18 protein-coding genes are annotated in these 16,436 nt (G+C 60.7%); 11 read left to right on the plus strand and 7 right to left on the minus strand.

All coding sequences use genetic code 11. The features are described from left to right. Both H3Z84_RS06095 and H3Z84_RS06100 read left to right on the plus strand, forming a co-directional pair. Complete coding sequence (locus H3Z84_RS06095; protein ID WP_199456858.1) at positions 1-1,095, plus strand: uroporphyrinogen-III C-methyltransferase; 1,095 nt, start codon at positions 1-3, stop codon at positions 1,093-1,095. Beyond that, entirely contained in the window at positions 1,092-2,333 is a 1,242-nt protein-coding gene (locus H3Z84_RS06100; protein WP_022987541.1) for a heme biosynthesis HemY N-terminal domain-containing protein, read from the plus strand. The genes H3Z84_RS06095 and H3Z84_RS06100 overlap by 4 nt, the downstream gene beginning before the upstream one ends. A gap of 83 nt (positions 2,334-2,416) precedes the next feature. On the opposite strand, the gene H3Z84_RS06105 is transcribed toward H3Z84_RS06100, so the two are convergent. The 3 genes from H3Z84_RS06105 to rho all read right to left on the minus strand — a co-directional run bounded on the left by H3Z84_RS06105 (position 2,417) and on the right by rho (position 6,388). Further along, positions 2,417-3,451 carry a 2Fe-2S iron-sulfur cluster-binding protein gene (locus H3Z84_RS06105; protein ID WP_416240375.1) on the minus strand — a complete coding sequence of 345 codons (1,035 nt, stop codon included), beginning with the start codon at positions 3,449-3,451 and terminating at the stop codon, positions 2,417-2,419. Continuing rightward, the gene (gene ubiD, locus H3Z84_RS06110; RefSeq protein WP_058339961.1) at positions 3,423-4,910 is read right to left on the minus strand and encodes a 4-hydroxy-3-polyprenylbenzoate decarboxylase; all 1,488 of its coding nucleotides are present in this window, start codon (positions 4,908-4,910) and stop codon (positions 3,423-3,425) included. The genes H3Z84_RS06105 and ubiD overlap by 29 nt, the downstream gene beginning before the upstream one ends. A 215-nt stretch (positions 4,911-5,125) precedes the next feature. Further along, complete coding sequence (gene rho, locus H3Z84_RS06115) at positions 5,126-6,388, minus strand: transcription termination factor Rho (protein WP_022987538.1); 1,263 nt, start codon at positions 6,386-6,388, stop codon at positions 5,126-5,128. 20 nt (positions 6,389-6,408) lie between these two features. Between rho and H3Z84_RS06120 the strand changes: the two genes are divergently transcribed. The 5 genes from H3Z84_RS06120 to H3Z84_RS06140 all read left to right on the plus strand — a co-directional run bounded on the left by H3Z84_RS06120 (position 6,409) and on the right by H3Z84_RS06140 (position 9,262). After that, a complete protein-coding gene (locus tag H3Z84_RS06120; RefSeq protein ID WP_152521743.1) occupies positions 6,409-6,588 on the plus strand; it encodes a hypothetical protein in 180 nt (59 codons plus the stop codon). 160 nt (positions 6,589-6,748) lie between these two features. After that, entirely contained in the window at positions 6,749-7,321 is a 573-nt protein-coding gene (moaB, locus tag H3Z84_RS06125; RefSeq protein WP_022987537.1) for a molybdenum cofactor biosynthesis protein B, read from the plus strand. A gap of 9 nt (positions 7,322-7,330) precedes the next feature. Next, entirely contained in the window at positions 7,331-8,545 is a 1,215-nt protein-coding gene (glp, locus tag H3Z84_RS06130; protein ID WP_199456860.1) for a gephyrin-like molybdotransferase Glp, read from the plus strand. 2 nt (positions 8,546-8,547) lie between these two features. Next, positions 8,548-8,808 carry a molybdopterin converting factor subunit 1 gene (gene moaD / locus H3Z84_RS06135; RefSeq protein WP_199456881.1) on the plus strand — a complete coding sequence of 87 codons (261 nt, stop codon included), beginning with the start codon at positions 8,548-8,550 and terminating at the stop codon, positions 8,806-8,808. A gap of 1 nt (position 8,809) precedes the next feature. Beyond that, positions 8,810-9,262 carry a molybdenum cofactor biosynthesis protein MoaE gene (locus tag H3Z84_RS06140; RefSeq protein ID WP_199456861.1) on the plus strand — a complete coding sequence of 151 codons (453 nt, stop codon included), beginning with the start codon at positions 8,810-8,812 and terminating at the stop codon, positions 9,260-9,262. A gap of 65 nt (positions 9,263-9,327) precedes the next feature. Here the strand turns inward: H3Z84_RS06140 and trxA are convergent, their stop codons facing one another. Continuing rightward, a complete protein-coding gene (gene trxA / locus H3Z84_RS06145; protein ID WP_014420340.1) occupies positions 9,328-9,654 on the minus strand; it encodes a thioredoxin TrxA in 327 nt (108 codons plus the stop codon). 321 nt (positions 9,655-9,975) lie between these two features. On the opposite strand from trxA, the gene ppx reads away from it, so the two are divergent. After that, entirely contained in the window at positions 9,976-11,457 is a 1,482-nt protein-coding gene (ppx, locus tag H3Z84_RS06150; protein WP_206768879.1) for an exopolyphosphatase, read from the plus strand. Between the two features lie 9 nt (positions 11,458-11,466). Here the strand turns inward: ppx and H3Z84_RS06155 are convergent, their stop codons facing one another. Beyond that, a complete protein-coding gene (locus H3Z84_RS06155; RefSeq protein WP_199456863.1) occupies positions 11,467-13,413 on the minus strand; it encodes an ATP-binding cassette domain-containing protein in 1,947 nt (648 codons plus the stop codon). Positions 13,414-13,456: 43 nt separating this feature from the next. Here H3Z84_RS06155 and H3Z84_RS06160 point away from each other — a divergent pair, with 43 nt between their 5' ends. From H3Z84_RS06160 to H3Z84_RS06170, 3 genes are all read left to right on the plus strand, one after another. After that, on the plus strand, positions 13,457-13,999 hold the full coding sequence (locus tag H3Z84_RS06160) for a TIGR02444 family protein (protein WP_199456864.1): 543 nt from the start codon (positions 13,457-13,459) through the stop codon (positions 13,997-13,999). Further along, on the plus strand, positions 13,990-14,370 hold the full coding sequence (locus H3Z84_RS06165) for a DUF4124 domain-containing protein (RefSeq protein WP_199456865.1): 381 nt from the start codon (positions 13,990-13,992) through the stop codon (positions 14,368-14,370). The genes H3Z84_RS06160 and H3Z84_RS06165 overlap by 10 nt, the downstream gene beginning before the upstream one ends. Positions 14,371-14,492: 122 nt before the next feature. Further along, entirely contained in the window at positions 14,493-15,206 is a 714-nt protein-coding gene (locus tag H3Z84_RS06170) for an FKBP-type peptidyl-prolyl cis-trans isomerase (protein WP_199456866.1), read from the plus strand. 81 nt (positions 15,207-15,287) lie between these two features. Here H3Z84_RS06170 and H3Z84_RS06175 read toward each other — a convergent pair whose 3' ends face one another. Then, positions 15,288-15,767, minus strand: coding sequence for an Rsd/AlgQ family anti-sigma factor (locus tag H3Z84_RS06175; RefSeq protein WP_058339969.1), 480 nt, complete (start codon positions 15,765-15,767; stop codon positions 15,288-15,290). A 72-nt stretch (positions 15,768-15,839) separates the two neighbouring features. Beyond that, positions 15,840-16,346, minus strand: coding sequence for a disulfide bond formation protein B (locus H3Z84_RS06180; RefSeq protein ID WP_199456867.1), 507 nt, complete (start codon positions 16,344-16,346; stop codon positions 15,840-15,842). Positions 16,347-16,436: the final 90 nt, after the last annotated feature.

Raw genomic sequence — 16,436 nt, forward strand, 5'->3', positions numbered from 1 at the left:
ATGCCCGTGACTGAAACAACAGAACAACTACCCGCCACCATCGAGCCCGACAACAACGCCGAAAAACCGCGCCTTTGGCCCATCTGGGTGGTCGCCGGTATTGCCCTGCTCATTACGCTGATACTGGCCCTGTGGAGCTGGCAACAGTGGAACAACCACCAGGCCACCCTGCAGGTGATTACCGACCTGCGCCAGGATACCGCCCAGCTGGAAGACCTCTACGGCAGCCGGGGCAGCGAGCAGAGCCAGCGCATGCAGGCCATGGAGCAGAAGCTGGCCGAACAGCGTGAACTGATTGCCACCCAGCAGCGCCAGATTGACCACAACGCCCGGGAACTGCTGGAAGCCGGAAACCGCACCCGCACCGACTGGTTGCTGGCCGAGGCCGAATACCTGCTGCGCATTGCCAACCAGCGCCTGCTGATTGAAAAAGACATCAAGGGTGCCCTGTCGGCCCTGGAGTCTGCCGACGAAGTGCTGGCAGAGTCTGACGACATCGGCGTGTTCCCGGTGCGACAGCAACTGGCCAAGGAAGTGTTGTCCCTGAAAAGTATCGAAGGGGTCGACCGCACCGGCCTGTACCTGAAACTGGAAGCCGCCATTGCCAGCCTGCATGACCTGACCGACCAGGCCCTGATCCACGACCGTGCGCCCGGGTTCAGCATGGTCGGAGACGACCAGGCCCCGGAAGACGGCAGCAATATGCTCACCCGCGGCTGGAACCGGTTCGCCGATACCATGAAACAGGTGGTTGTGGTGCGCCGGCTGGACGAACCGGTCAAACCGCTGTTGTCTCCTGATCAGAGCGCCTGGGCCCGGCTGAACCTGCAACTGATGCTGGAAGAAGCCGAAATGGCGGTCTTGCGGGGTAACCAGCCGCTGTACGAGCGGGCGCTGAACAAGGCCATCAGCACCGTCAACGACTGGTATGACAACACCAACCCGGCTATCCAGGGCATCAGCGGCACGCTGACCGAACTGGCTGACCGGAATGTGGATCCCCGGTTGCCCGATATCAGCAAGTCCCTGGACCTGCTGAAAGAGCGCCTGGCCGGACGCACCGCTGCCGGCAGCAACGGAGGCGATGAATCATGATCCGCCTGCTGCTGATCCTGCTGATTGCCCTGCTGGTGGGCACCGGGCTGTCGCTTGGGCTGGCCTATGATCTCGGCTATATCCGTGTCAGCCTCGGCAACTACCTGATCGAAACCAATTTCTGGGTTGGCCTAGGGCTGATCGTTGTCCTGGTGATGCTGAGCCTGTTCCTGATCGGCCTGCTGAAGCGGTTCCGCCAGGGTACCGGCCTGATGGCCACCTGGGTCAGCCGCGGCAACGAACGCCGTGCCCGCCGGCGCACCACCAAGGGCCTGCTGGCACTGGCCGAAGGCAACTGGCCACGAGCCAGGAAACTGCTGGTGAGCTCCGCCAACCACGCCGACACACCGCTGATCAACTACCTGGCGGCAGCCCAGGCCTCGTTCGAATCCGGTGACCACGACTCGGTCGACCAATTACTGCGCCAGGCCTTTGAAAGCACCCCCGGCTCCAGCCTGGCGGTCGGTTTGACCCAGGCCCAGCTGCAGCTGGCGGGCAACCGGCTGGAACAGGCCCTGGCCACCCTGCTGCGCCTGCGCAAAGAAGCACCGCACCATCCGTTCGTGCTCAAGCTGCTGAAGAACACCTACCTGCGGCTGGAAGACTGGCGGGAATTGTCAAAACTCCTGCCGGACTTGCGCAAGCGCAGCGTGCTGACTGAAAAAGAACTGGATGACCTGGAAAGACAGGTATGGCACAACCTGCTGGAACAAGCCGCCGCCGACTGCGAACGCCGGCGCAAGGAAGATCCGGAAGCGACCCTGGAACCGCTGACCCGGCTATGGGACGAACTGCCACGCTTTGTACGCCGCGACGAGTACACCATCCGGGACTACGCGGGGTTACTGGCCCGGCTGGGCGATGAGGGGCAGGCCGAAACCCTGCTGAGAAAAGTGTTGCGCAACCACTGGAGTGACGAGCTGATCAACCTCTACGGGCGGCTTGAGGGCCACCAGCCGGATGAGCAGTTAATCATTGCCGAACAGTGGCTGAAAGACCGCCCGAACAATCCGGAACTGCTGCTGGCACTGGGCCGCCTGAGCCTGCGCAATGAACTGTGGGGCAAGGCACGGGAATATTTCGAAACCAGCCTGCGCCTGAAACGCAGCCGTGAAACCCTGGCGGAACTGAGCCGCCTGAATGCCCATATGGGCCATGAAGAGGCCAGCATCAAGTTGCTGATGCAGGGGCTGGAGACCGACAACGGCCTGCCCGAGCTGCCGATGCCCCGGGCCTGAGCCTTCAGCGCACAATATGAGCCCTCAGCGCCACAACATAAGCCATCAGCGCCGAACTCTGAGAGAGTCAGGCTAAGCAGCAATCAGGCCCTGGGGGCGTACTCCAGCACATCCGAGAAAAACGCCTGCGCAGGCAGGCCTTTTTCCAGCAGTGCATCCATCAGGGTATACACCATGGTGGGCGAGCCACTGGCATGCACTTCCACGTTCTGCCAGTCGGCCCCGGACGCCAGCACAGCCCGCACCAACTGGTCATGGTGACCACCCCAGTCATTATCCTCGTCATCCCCGACGACTGGCACAAAGCTGAAATTGCTCCGGTCTTCATGCCACTGTTGCGCCAGCGACCTCAGGTACATGTCCTCGTGCTTGCGCACGCCCCAGAACAGGGTCACGGGGTGGCTGTACCGGGTTTCCTGAAGGAATTCCACCAGGCTTTTCATCTGGGCAAAGCCTGTTCCGGCCGCCACCAGCAGCAACGGCTTGTCCGGCGCCGCAGCCAGGCAGGCCTTGCCACTGGGCAGTTCCACCGTTACATCCTGGCCGGAGGTGAGCGCATCAATCACCTTGCGGGCCGAAACCCAGTCCGGGGAAGCCTGGATGTGCAATTCGATATGCTCGGCGGCGGGGCTGCTGGCGATGGAGAAATAACAGGGATCTTCCCCCGGCAGGATGACCGAAAGATACTGACCGGCATGGAAGGCCACATCGCGGCGCCTCGGCAGCTTCAGCTCAACCCGGAACACATCGTGACTGATCAAGCGTACATCAACTACTTTGGCTGCATACTGACGGGGCGGATGGTTCGCAGTTGCCATAATGGCAGGTATCTCCAGTTTCAGGTCGGTCAGGGCAAGCGTCCGGCACATCATCAGCCGATCACCCACCGATAAGGTTTGTTGGTTCCGGGTATTCAGGGCCTGCCCCGTTATCAGGGTTGCCTCACAGATCTCGCAGACACCGTTGCGGCAGGCTGCCGGCGCCTGGATACCCGCAGCCGCGGCAGCGGACAGCAAATCCTCAGCGCCCGCTACGCCATAGCCCAGCCCGGCCGGCTGCAACTCAACCCGGTGTACAGCCTGTGCCTTGTCAGTCGGGGCGGGTGTCACGATTTTCAATACCGAGACTGTCCCAGATCTCATCCACCCGCTGCTTGACCTCATCGGTCATGGTAATGGCAGTACCCCACTCCCGGTCGGTCTCGCCGGGCCATTTATTGGTGGCATCCATCCCCATTTTCGAGCCAAGGCCAGACACCGGCGATGCGAAGTCCAGGTAATCGATGGGGGTATTCTCCACCAGCGTGGTGTCCCGGGCCGGGTCCATACGGGTGGTGATCGCCCATATTACGTCTTCCCAGCTACGGGCGTTCACATCATCGTCGGTCACAATCACGAACTTGGTGTACATGAACTGGCGCAGGAACGACCACACCCCCATCATCACCCGCTTGGCGTGGCCAGGGTACTGTTTCTTCATGGTGACCACCGCCAGCCGGTAGGAGCAACCTTCCGGGGGCAGGTAGAAATCCACAATCTCCGGGAACTGCTTCTGCAGGATGGGTATGAACACTTCGTTCAGCGCCACCCCCAGCACCGCCGGCTCATCGGGCGGGCGGCCAGTGTAGGTGCTGTGGTAGATCGGATCTTTGCGGTGGGTAATACGCTCCACGGTAAACACCGGGAACTGATCCACCTCGTTGTAATAACCGGTATGGTCGCCAAACGGGCCTTCAGGCGCCATATCATCCGGATAGATAAAACCTTCCAGCACAATCTCGGCACTTGCGGGAACCTGCAGGTCGCTCAGGCCGGCTTTCACCAGCTCGGTACGGCTGCCCCGCAGTAACCCGGCAAAGGCGTATTCAGACAGGGTATCCGGCACCGGCGTAACAGCGCCCAGAATGGTGGCCGGATCAGCCCCCAGGGCAACCGCAACCGGATAAGGCTTGTCCGGATTGGCCCGGCGAAACTCCTGGTAATCCAGCGCGCCACCGCGATGGCTGAGCCAGCGCATGATCAACCGGTTACGGCCGATCAGCTGCTGCCGGTAAATACCCAGGTTCTGCCGCTCCTTGTTCGGGCCGCGGGTAATCACCAGCGGCCAGGTCACCAGTGGGCCAGCATCCCCGGGCCAGCAGTGCTGCACCGGAATCTGGTACAGGTCGACCTTGTCTTTCTCGATCACCACGTCCTGGCAGGGCGCGGAACGGAGCACCTTCGGGCTCATGCGCATCACCTGCTTGAACAGCGGCAACTTCTCGATCGCATCCTTGAAGCCCTTGGGGGGATCCGGCTCCTTCAGAAACGCCAGCAGCTTGCCGATCTCCCGCAATGCCGACACATCCTGCTGGCCCATGCCCATAGCCACCCGCTTCGGCGTGCCGAACAGGTTGGCCAGCACCGGCATGTCGTAGCCCTTGGGATTTTCAAACAACAACGCCGGCCCACCGGCCCGCAGCGTGCGGTCGCAGATTTCGGTCATTTCCAGGTGGGGGTCGACTTCTGCGCTGATGCGCTTGAGCTCGCCCTGCTTTTCCAGCTGGGCAATGAAGTCTCTCAGGTCGTTGTATTTCATGGTCTGCTCCGTTTTGTTAACGGTACTACGGAGTTCGGGGCGATCCGGACTGCCCCTGGAGTTGTTACTTTTTTTCGGTGCTGGAACAAGGCCGGGAGGAGGTGCCAAAACGGAAAACAGTGGTTTTCCTGATAGTTTTGGCACCTCCTCCCGGCCTCGTTCTTCGAACTTCGCAAATCACGCCCGCCAAAATCAGGCGCGCGCAGAAACCGGTATCAACGACGCTTCATAGACTGGAAGAACTCGTCATTGGTCTTGGTATCCCGCAGCTTGTCGAGCAGGAATTCCAGAGACGCAGTGTCGTCGTCCATGGAGTGCAGTAGCTTGCGCAGGATCCACACCCGCTGGATTTCCGCTTCGCTCATCAGCAGGTCTTCGCGGCGGGTGCCGGAACGACGGATGTTGATGGCCGGGTAAACCCGCTTCTCGGCAATCTTGCGGTCCAGGTGCACTTCCATGTTACCGGTACCCTTGAACTCCTCGTAGATAACCTCGTCCATCTTGGAACCGGTATCCACCAGCGCTGTGGCCAGGATAGTCAGGCTGCCGCCCTCTTCTACATTCCGGGCTGCACCGAAGAAGCGCTTGGGCTTTTCCAGGGCATGGGCATCCACACCACCGGTCAGTACCTTGCCGGAAGACGGAATCACGGTGTTGTAGGCGCGGGCCAGGCGGGTGATGGAGTCCAGCAGGATGATCACATCCTTCTTGTGCTCCACCAGGCGCTTGGCCTTTTCGATCACCATCTCGGCTACCTGGACGTGGCGGGCCGGCGGCTCGTCAAACGTAGATGCCACAACCTCGCCGCGCACGGTGCGCTGCATTTCCGTCACTTCTTCCGGGCGCTCGTCAATCAGCAGCACCATCAGGTGACATTCCGGGTTGTTGCGGGTGATGGACTGGGCAATGCCCTGCATCAGCAGCGTTTTACCGGCCTTGGGCGGAGATACGATCAGGCCACGCTGGCCTTTACCGATCGGAGCCACCAGGTCCAGTACCCGGGAAGAGAGATCCTCTGTACTGCCATTACCCAGTTCCAGGGTCAGACGCTCCTGGGGGAACAGCGGGGTGAGGTTCTCGAACAGAATCTTGTTACGGGCGTTGTCCGGCTTGTCGAAGTTAATCTCGTTAACTTTCAGCAGGGCAAAATAACGCTCGCCATCTTTCGGCGGGCGGATCTTGCCGGAAACGGTATCGCCGGTACGCAGGTTGAAACGGCGGATCTGACTGGGAGAGACGTAGATATCGTCCGGACCGGCCAAGTAAGAGGCATCGCCGGAACGAAGGAAGCCGAAACCGTCCTGCAGAATTTCCAGTACACCATCACCGTAAATGTCTTCGCCGCTTTTGGCGTGTTTCTTCAGGATGGTGAAGATCACGTCTTGCTTGCGCGAGCGAGCCAGGTTATCCAGGCCCATTTCTTGCGCAATATCGAGCAATTCGGGCACGGATTTCTGCTTGAGTTCAGTAAGATTCATAGTTTGTTGGATTTTCAGGAATGGAAGTAAACGACAGTTGGAATGACAGGGGTGCCCCTGAACGCATTGATCTGATTAAGCTGAAACAAGGTGCTGGCTCGATGGAGCTACCGGTGCAGATGAAATCCGGATTAAGTATGCTGAAGCCAGAGAGTGGGAACAATCGTTCGCCGGGCAAGCGGCATAATCGACCACCTTGAAGCCTGATGTCAAGACCTGTGACCAAAATTAAACCAGCGGCTTGCCCTGCATCAGACCAATGTCGACACCCAAAATCTCTCTGGCGGCCACCCTCTTCCATTTACGAGCGCCAATCCGGATACTGACTCTATTATTGATACAGCCTTCTGGAGTCTTTCCATGAGCAGTGACCTTACCAGCGAACTCAAACCCCTGAACGTCGCCCTGTTAACCGTATCAGACACCCGCGGCCCCGCCGAAGACACCTCCGGCCAGTACCTGGAGGACCAGATTATCGAAGCCGGCCACCGGCTTCTGGCCCGTCGCATATTGCCGGACGACGTCTACCTGATCCGTGCGCTGATGTCCCTGTGGATTGCCGATCCGGAAGTTCATTCAATCATTATCACGGGCGGCACCGGCTTTATGGAACGGGACAGCACCCCGGAAGCCGTTGGTGCGCTGCTCGACAAGGAAATTGTCGGCTTCGGCGAAGAGTTCCGCCGTTTGTCCGCCGCCGAGATCGCCAGTTCCACCATTCAGTCCCGGGCCTTCGGCGGCATGGCCAATAATACAGTCATTTTCTGCCTGCCCGGCTCCACCGGCGCCTGCCGCACCGGGTGGGAAGGCATTCTGAAAAGCCAGCTCGACAGCCGCCATGGCCCCTGCAATTTCTCAGGGCTGACCTTGCGCAAGCCGGATCGTGCCTGCCAGCGGCTGCACGAAGTAATCGGCTCCCGGGCCGAGCGATAAGGAGACGTTATGGCTGGCCAGAAACTGATCTCCCTGGACGATGCCCTGAACCACCTGCTTGACCGGGCCACTCCGGTTACCCGTGCCGAGGCCGTCAACCTGACAGAATGTCTGGGCCGGATCCTGGCGGAAAACCATTATGTACCGGCCGATGTGCCGCCGGCCGACAACAGCGCGGTGGATGGCTACGCGGTTTACCACAGTGATGTACGTGATGGCGAAGCGCTGACCGTGTCTGACCGGGTTCCCGCCGGCACCGCCCCGGCGCCGCTGCAGCCGGGCACGGCAGTGCGCATCTTCACCGGCTCGGAGATCCCCGAAGGCGCCGATGCAGTGGTGATGCAGGAGCGGGTAGAGCGTACCGGCGACAGCATCGTGATCAACGCTACGGTCAGCTCTGGCCAGAACATCCGGCGCCGCGGGCAGGACCTTACCAAGGGGGCCCTGGCCCTGGCCCGGGGTACACGAATCCGGCCACAGGAAATGGGCCTGCTGGCGTCCACCGGTATCAACCGGGTGCCGGTACTGGCGAAGCTGAAAGTGGCCATCCTGACCACCGGCGATGAGCTGGTAGACCCGGGCCAGCCGCTGGCACCGGGGCAGATCTACAACACCAACCGGTATACCCTGCTGGGCCTGCTGGCCGAGGCTGGCTGCGACGTAACCCTGTGTGAAAGCCTGGAAGACACCCGCGATGCCACCCGCCAGACCCTTGCACGGGCTGCGGCAGAGGCCGACCTGATCATCACCAGTGGCGGGGTATCGGTGGGCGAGGAAGACCATGTGCGGGCCGTGCTCGAGGAATCCGGCAAGCTGTCACTCTGGCGCCTGGCAATCAAACCGGGCAAGCCGCTGGCATTTGGCGAAGTGGCGGGCACGCCGGTTATCGGACTGCCCGGCAACCCGGCGTCGGTACTGGTTACCTTTATGGTCGTGGCCCTGCCCTACATCCGCAAGCGCCAGGGCCGCTCCGATATTGTACTGACCGGTGAGCGGTTGCCTGCCGCGTTCGAGATTACCGAGACCTCGGTGCGCCGCGAGTTTGTCAGGGCCCGCAAGGAGAATGCCGGCTCCGAAGTGCAGGTTGCGGCCTTCCCCAACCAGAGTTCCGGGGTAATGAGTTCCGCCTGCTGGGCTTCGGGATTGGCAATAGTGCCCGAGAATACCCGGGTGGCCCGGGGCGACCTGGTTACGTTCTATTCCTTTAACGAATTGCTGAGCTGATGATGACCGAGCCTACCCTGACCGTTCGTTTCTTCGCCCGCCTGCGGGAGGAACTGGATACCGATTCCCTGAGCCTGCCCGCCAATGACGGGCAAACCGTCAACGACCTTCTGAGCCAACTGGCCAGCCGTGGCGGCCGGTGGGCCCAGCTTAAGGGCGACCAGCCGGTTATGGTGGCGGTCAACCAGGCCATGGCAAAACCCGCTACAGTGGTCAAAGCGGGTGATGAGGTAGCGTTTTTCCCGCCGGTAACCGGAGGTTGAGATGATTTCTGTGCAGACCGGGGATTTTGATACAGGCGCAGAATATGCCGCGCTGAGAGCAAGCGGTTCAGGCACCGGTGCCATTGCCACCTTCACCGGACTGGTCCGGGATTCCGGAGACCTGTCCGGCGTAACGGGGCTGTTCCTGGAACATTATCCGGGGATGACGGAGGCGGTTATTCAGGGGCTGATTGACGAGGCTTCCCGCCGCTGGAATGTCCGTGATGCCCGGGTGATTCACCGGGTCGGGCGACTAGCGCTTTCCGACCAGATCGTATTTGTTGGCGTGTGCAGCGCCCACCGGGGTGATGCCTTCGCCGCCTGCTCGTTCATCATGGACGCCCTGAAAACTTCCGCCCCGTTCTGGAAGAAAGAGATGACCTCTGACGGCGAGCACTGGGTGGAACAGAAGGCGTCTGATCGTGAACGGACCCAGGCCTGGTCTTCAGACTGACAGGCTCAAGGCACAAAAAAACCGCCCGTGAAGCGTTGTTCAGGGGCGGTTTTTTCAACAGCAGATCAGAGGTTGCTGTCGAGGAAGGCGGCCAGCTGTGACTTGGACAGGGCACCTACCTTGGTGGCGTCGACATTGCCGTTCTTGAACAGCATGAGGGTCGGAATGCCACGAATGTTGAACTTGGGCGGGGTCTGCTCGTTTTCGTCGATGTTCAGTTTGCAGACTTTGAGCTTGCCTTCGTATTCGTCGGCGATCTCTTCCAGAACCGGTGCGATCATCTTGCACGGGCCACACCACTCGGCCCAGTAATCTACCAGTACCGGAACGTCGGATTTCAGTACGTCCTGTTCAAAGGAAGCGTCGGTGACATTAACGATATTTCCGCTCATTACCTTTTCCTGATTCAGGCGCTCCCGGGCCGTTCTGGCCGGCCTCGGCGGAGTCGCTGTTGACTGTAGCAAACGGACTTTTCCGAAAGGGAAAATCCCGCCTGCCCGGATTTCGTTAGACGGATACTTTACGCGATTGGCCGCCTGAATGTGAAGCGGGAAGTATCCCGCGCAGGGTTGATTCGTGTCAGTAATGACCGCAGTCCGTTACTGACACACCCCTGTTTCTTCACTTATAGTACGACCAAGTTCACACCACACAGGATTCCTACCAACGTGACGGCCACCCCCAACGCCGAGAACGCAACACCCGCACCGGACATGCTGGCAGCCATTGATATGGGCTCCAACAGTTTTCACATGGTCGTGGCCCGCCTCGTGCACGGCGAGATCCGCACCGTGGAAAAAATGGGCGAGAAGGTTCAGCTCGGCGCTGGCCTGGACCAGTACAACCGCCTGACCGAGGCCGCCCAGCAACGGGCGCTGGAGTGCCTGAGCCGGTTTGCCCAGCGGCTTCAGGGCATGCCTGCGGCGGGGGTGCAGATTGTCGGCACCAACGCCTTGCGGGTGGCACGCAACGCCCACGAGTTTATTGCCCGGGCGGAGGACGTCCTGGGTTATCCGGTGGAAGTAATTGCCGGCAGGGAAGAAGCCCGCCTGATCTATCTGGGGGTATCCCACACCCTGGCGGACGATTCCGGTAAACGGCTGGTGATTGATATCGGCGGCGGCAGCACCGAGTTTATTATCGGCCAGCGCTTCGAGCCCCAGGAACTGGAAAGCCTGCACATGGGCTGCGTATCGTTCCGCAACCGCTATTTCCCGGACGGCAAGATCAGCCGCCGGCAAATGGACAAGGCCATCATCCACGCCGAGCAGGAACTGCAGAATATCCGCCAGCACTACCGGCAGGTGGGCTGGCAAAGTTCCGTGGGCTCTTCCGGGTCGATCAAGGCCATCGCCAATGTGCTGGCCGCCCTGAAGATTACCGATGGCACCATTACCCGCACCGCCATGGAAGAGCTGCGCAAGCGGCTGGTGGATATGGGCAAGGTGGAAAAACTGGCCGAGCTGGGTGTCCGGCAGGATCGCCAGAGCATTTTCCCGGCCGGCTTTGCCATTCTGCTGGCCGCCTTCCGGTCACTGGACATCGACGCCATGACCTTCGCCGACGGCGCCCTGCGTGAAGGCCTGCTGTACGACATCGTCGGGCGTATCCAGCATGAAGATGTGCGGGAGCGGACCATTTCCGCACTGCAGGAACGCTACCATGTCGACCAGGCCCACGGTGCCGCCGTTGAGCAGACCGCCATGGCCGCCTGGGAGCAGGTCGCCGACCAGTGGGGCCTGCGCACCGATGCCGACGAAGATGTGCTGCGCTGGGCCTGCCGGCTGCACGAAATCGGCCTGACCATTTCCCACAGCCAGTACCACAAACACGGCGCCTACCTGCTGCGTTACTCTGACCTGCCTGGCTTTACCCAGCAGTTCCAGAAAGACCTGGCCACCCTGGTGCGCGGCCACCGGCGTAAATTTTCAGCGGCGGTATTTGAAGGCATCGAGCCGGAAGACAAGCCCCGGCTGCGTTACCTGTGTGTGCTGGTCCGGCTTGCGGTGCTGATCCAGCATCCCCGCAACCTGGAACAACCGCCGGAATTTTCCCTGCACGGCCACGAGAACAAGCTGGTGGTGGAACTGCCCCAGGGCTGGCTGGACAACCGGCCGCTGACCCTGGCCGACCTGAAAAACGAGCGGGATTACCTGGCCCGGCAGGATTTCGTGCTGGAGATCAGCGGCCGCTGAGGCCGGCACTCAGCCGGCCAGTTCTGCCTCCAGGTTTTCCACGGTTTCACTGACCTCCAGCCACTCGGCTTCCACATCGTCCAGCTCCCGCTTCAGGCCGGTCTGCTGTGCCAGCAGCTCCTTCAGCTTCACCTTGGCGCTGTCGTCGTAGATAGCCGGATCGGACAACTCCTGTTCGACCCCGGCCAGCTCCTGCTGAAGCTGCTCCATCCGGGTTTCCAGGTTTCCCTGCTTCTTGCGCCAGGGGCTCAGTTTCTGGCGCAGCTCAGCTTCCTGGCGCTTGCGGGCCTTGCGCTCATCGGCGGTCAGGGCGGTGGCGCCGGTGGCAACCTTGTTTTCTGCCGCCTGTTCGACCACCTCACGTTTCGGAGGCTCATCGTCGTCCTTGCGGCGTTCCGCCAGCCAACGCTCGTAGTCTTCCAGGTCGCCGTCGTATTCCTGCACCGCACCGTCTGACACCAGCCAGAACTGGTCCACGGTGTTGCGCAGCAGATGCCGGTCGTGGGACACCACCACAATGGCTCCGTCGAAGTTCTGCAGGGCCATGGTCAGGGCCTGGCGCATTTCCAGGTCCAGGTGGTTAGTGGGCTCATCCAGCAGCAACAGGTTGGGTTTCTGCCAGGCAATGATCGCCAGCGCCACCCGTGCCTTCTCGCCACCGGAGAAAGAACGGATCGGGCTCAGGGCCTCGTCACCGTGGAAATCAAAGCCGCCCAGGAAATTTCTTACCTGCTGCTCGGAGGCCCTTGGGGCCAGACGCTGCAGGTGCAGGAACGGGCTGGCGTCCAGGTCCAGCGATTCCAGCTGGTGCTGGGCGAAGTAACCGATGGCCAGGTGTTCGCCACAGGTTCGCTCACCGGCAAGCAGCGTACCAGTGCCACGCAGTGCATCCATAAAGGTGGACTTGCCGGCGCCGTTCGGGCCCAGCAGGCCGATCCGGGACCCCGGCAACAGGGTGACGTTAATGTTCCGCAGAATGGCGGTATCGCCATGGCCCGCTACGCCGTGTCGAATCGACAGCAAGGGGTTCGATACCTTGTCGGCCATGGGGAAATCGAAGCCGAATGGCGAATCTACATGGGCCGGGGCAATCCGTTCCATGCGCTCCAGTGCCTTGACCCGGCTCTGGGCCTGCTTGGCCTTGGTGGCCTTGGCCTTGAACCGGTCAATAAAGCGCTGGATTTCGGCAATCCGGGCCTGCTGGCGCTCGAAGCCCGCCTGCTGCTGGGCCAGCCGCTCGCTGCGCTGAACCTCAAAGGCGGAATAGTTGCCGGTGTAGAGCACCAGTTTCTTCTGGTCGAAATGCACCAGGTGGGTGGCCACCCGATCCATGAAATCCCGGTCGTGGGAGATAAACAGCAGGGTGCCGGAGTAGCGGCGCAGCCAGTTCTCCAGCCACAGGCAGGCGTCCAGGTCCAGGTGGTTGGTGGGCTCATCCAGCAGCAACAGGTCTGACGGGCGCATCAGCGCCTGGGCCAGGTTCAGCCGGATGCGCCAGCCCCCGGAAAACGCCGATACCGGCCGCTCCGCATCGCTGTCGGCAAAGCCCAGGCCCCGCAACAGGGCTTCTGCCCTCCGTGGAGCAGACCAGGCTTCGTGCAGGTCCAGCTCGCCGTGAGCGTGGGCGATGGCGTGGTCATCGCCCCGGGCTTCGGCCTCGGCCAGTTCCCGTTCCAGCCGGCGCAGTTCGAAATCACCATCCAGGATAAAATCCCGGGCCGAGCGTGCCGAGGCTTCGACTTCCTGCGCCATATGGGCAATCCGGCAACCGCCGGGCAAGGATGCACCACCCTGCTCCGCCGCCAGCTGCCCCAGTAACAGCTTGAATAAACTGGACTTACCGGCGCCGTTGGCGCCCACAATGGCCACCCGCTGGCCGGGTTGAACTGTCAGGTTGACGTTTTCTAGCAACCAGACGCCGCCTCGTTGTAAACTGAGATCGGTTATCGTTAACATAGATTTACTTTATCCATGGAATTCTGCCGGAACGCGCCCTGCCATGACCGCTTGCCAGCCTGAACCGCTGAATCTGCCGGTAACAATGGAACCGGATAACCCACTCTGGCGTTATGCACTGGCCTGTTGGCGAAACCCCGGGCTGGCCCAGGGCTGCCTGGAGCTTCAGAAGCAGGGCTGGAGTGTTACCCGAATTTTATGCGCCGCGTGGCTGGGCGTGAACGGGCGCGTGTTCACCGGTATCGAGGACGCTAAGGTAACAGAGTGGCGCGACCGTGTAACCGGTAGCATCCGGTCGGCGCGAAAATCCATTCCCCGGCACCATGAAGACTGCCGGCAACTGCGGGAAGCCCTGGCCAGCGCGGAATTACAGGCGGAACAAACAGAACTGGCCCTGGCCTGGCAATCCATCATGACCTTGAATCCGGAGACCGGCACCATGCAAGACACCACCGCTGCCATCCTGCGAAACCTGGATGTTGCAGCCCCGGCCCGGACACCGGAGCCCGATCAGATGAATCAATTACACACACTGGCTGCACAGCTGGCCGATACTGCCCGGGGAGACAGCCAGCCATGTTCATGAAATGGCTGATTCGCCTGGCCTTTCCGGCACTGGGCCTGCTGTTGCTGCTGATGTTTTTCGGCCTGGGCGACCCGGAGACGGTATCCAAACCCACGGCAGAGAAAAAACCTGAAGAGGTGCCCCGCTTCGAGGGCCTGCTGCCCTCACCCATTCCGGTAGAGGGCCCCGACATTGTATTCAAGTGGCAGGATACCGAAGGCAACTGGCACTACGCCGACCAGCCTCCGGAGCAGGGCTCCTGGAACGCCCTGGCCATCGACCGGCCGAGCCAGACACACCAGGCCACAGGCGCCGATTCCGCCAACGACTGGCAGGCACCCTACCGCGCACCGTTCAGCCTCAATGGCTCCACCGACAGCAACGGTTCCTGACCTCCCCGGACAACTCCCTTACCACATGTTCAGTGGCATACTGGCGACGAACCCGTTACCTTGTCTTTCTTAACAAATCCAATAGGGCCCGGCGCCCTGATACACGTGTAAAGGACGGAAATATGAAGAAAACCCTGTTAGCTGTTGCCATGACCGGCCTGGTTGCCGGTTGCTCCACTTCCCAGGAACCGGCCAAGGACCCTGCCCTGGAGTCCACTCCGGAAAAGGTCAGCTACGGCATGGGCCTGGTACTGGGCGAGCGCATGGGCAACGACCTGCCAGACCTGCAGATGGAGCAGTTTCTTCAGGGCATCCAGCACGGCCACGCCGGCGATGAAGATGCCAAGCGCCTGAGCCGCGAGGAAATCCAGGAAGCTCTGATGGCGTATCAGCAGGATATGCAGGCCCAGCAGGAGCAGCAGGTCGAGGAACTGGCCCAGAAGAACCAGGCAGCCGGTGAGGCGTTCCTGGCTGAAAACAGCGAGCGTGACGGCGTAGAGACCACCGAGTCCGGCCTGCAGTACGAAGTCATTGAAGAAGGCAATGGCACTCAGCCGACCGCCGAAGACCAGGTGCAGGTGCATTACACCGGCGAGCTGATCAATGGTGAGGTTTTCGACAGCTCCCGTGAGCGCGGCCAGCCTGTCACCTTCGGCCTGAACCAGGTTATTCCGGGCTGGACCGAAGGCCTGCAGCTGATGAGCGAAGGCGCCCGTTACAAGCTGTACATCCCGTCAGACCTGGCCTACGGCCCGGGCGGCAACCAGGCGATCGGCCCCAACGAAGTGCTGGTGTTTGATGTGGAACTGCTGGCAGTGAATCCGGGCGAAGAATAAACAAAGGCCCTGAACAGCAAAAAACCGGCCTGATTGCCCAGGCCGGTTTTTTTAATGATTCGGTTGTTGACCCTGCCCGGATCAGGCGGATGCCATTTTGCCGGCGTGGGCATTGTGCAGGTGTTCGATCAGGAAATCTTCCAGCTCGAACCGGCTCTCAAGTACTTCGCCAAGCTTCGAGACTTCTTCAAACAGGAAGCTCACATCCTGTTCGGTCAGGATGCGGCCATCCACGTTGTCATTGAAGTTCAGCGCCACTTCCGTGGTTTCCTGGATGCGGGGATACACCTTGGCCGCCAGTTCTTCGCCACCGTCGTTGAATTCCCGGGCTTCGCGGATCAGCTGCTCGTAGATTTCAAAATGGCCGGTCGATACATAGTCCACCAGCACTTCGCACAGGCGAATAAACTTTTCCCGGAGCATGTCGGTTTGCGAGTAATCCGTCAGCGCTGACAGCTCACAGTAATGAACCAGCAGTTCCTGGCGCTCTTTCAGCCAACGGTCGATCAGCTCGCTGACGCCACCCCAACGCTCCCTGGCATTCCGGCAATTCTCCAACATGACGCCTGTCTCCCCTCAGTCTTTACGTCAGGCAACCAAGTTACCCCATGGCTGCAGCCTGCCGCAACTGTTTCAGCTATTCACCCAGTTTTTGGGTTGGTAGCTCCGGAACATGACAAACAAGCCAACCAGAATGACCAGGCTGAAGAACACAGCGGTCCAGCCCGGAATACTCAGACCCAGAAAACGCCAGACCACGGCTGCACAGTCTCCGGTGCCTTTGAGGGCGGTCTGCAGCACTTCAAACCAGGGCAGGACTTCGAGCATGTAATCCACTGAGGGGCCGCAGGCTGGCACCTGGTCTTCCGGCAGGCTTTGCAGCCATAACTGCCGTCCGGCTACGCCAAGCCCGGCACCGGCACTGAGCACCATCAGGAAGCCGTAAACCCGGTTACCGAAACCTTTGGGACCATGCAGGAATGCCAGCAAGCTGACCAGCCCGGCACCCATAAAGCCGAAGCGCTGCAACCAGCACAAGGGACAAGGTTCAAGCCCCATCACGTGCTCCATGTAGAAGGCCACCGCAAGCAGCCCGGCGCACACCAGAAATACAAGACCGAAAATCCATCTGCTCGTCAAAACACTACCCCGCATCACAGTTAGGGACTGCACGAAAACTCAGTGAGCAATCCTACCCCATGACGCGGGCAGAGCATAAGCGGTTAAAGC

The sequence above is a fragment of the Marinobacter sp. bablab_jr003 genome, assembly GCF_016464245.1.
In the GTDB taxonomy this organism is placed as follows: Bacteria; Pseudomonadota; Gammaproteobacteria; order Pseudomonadales; family Oleiphilaceae; genus Marinobacter; species Marinobacter vinifirmus.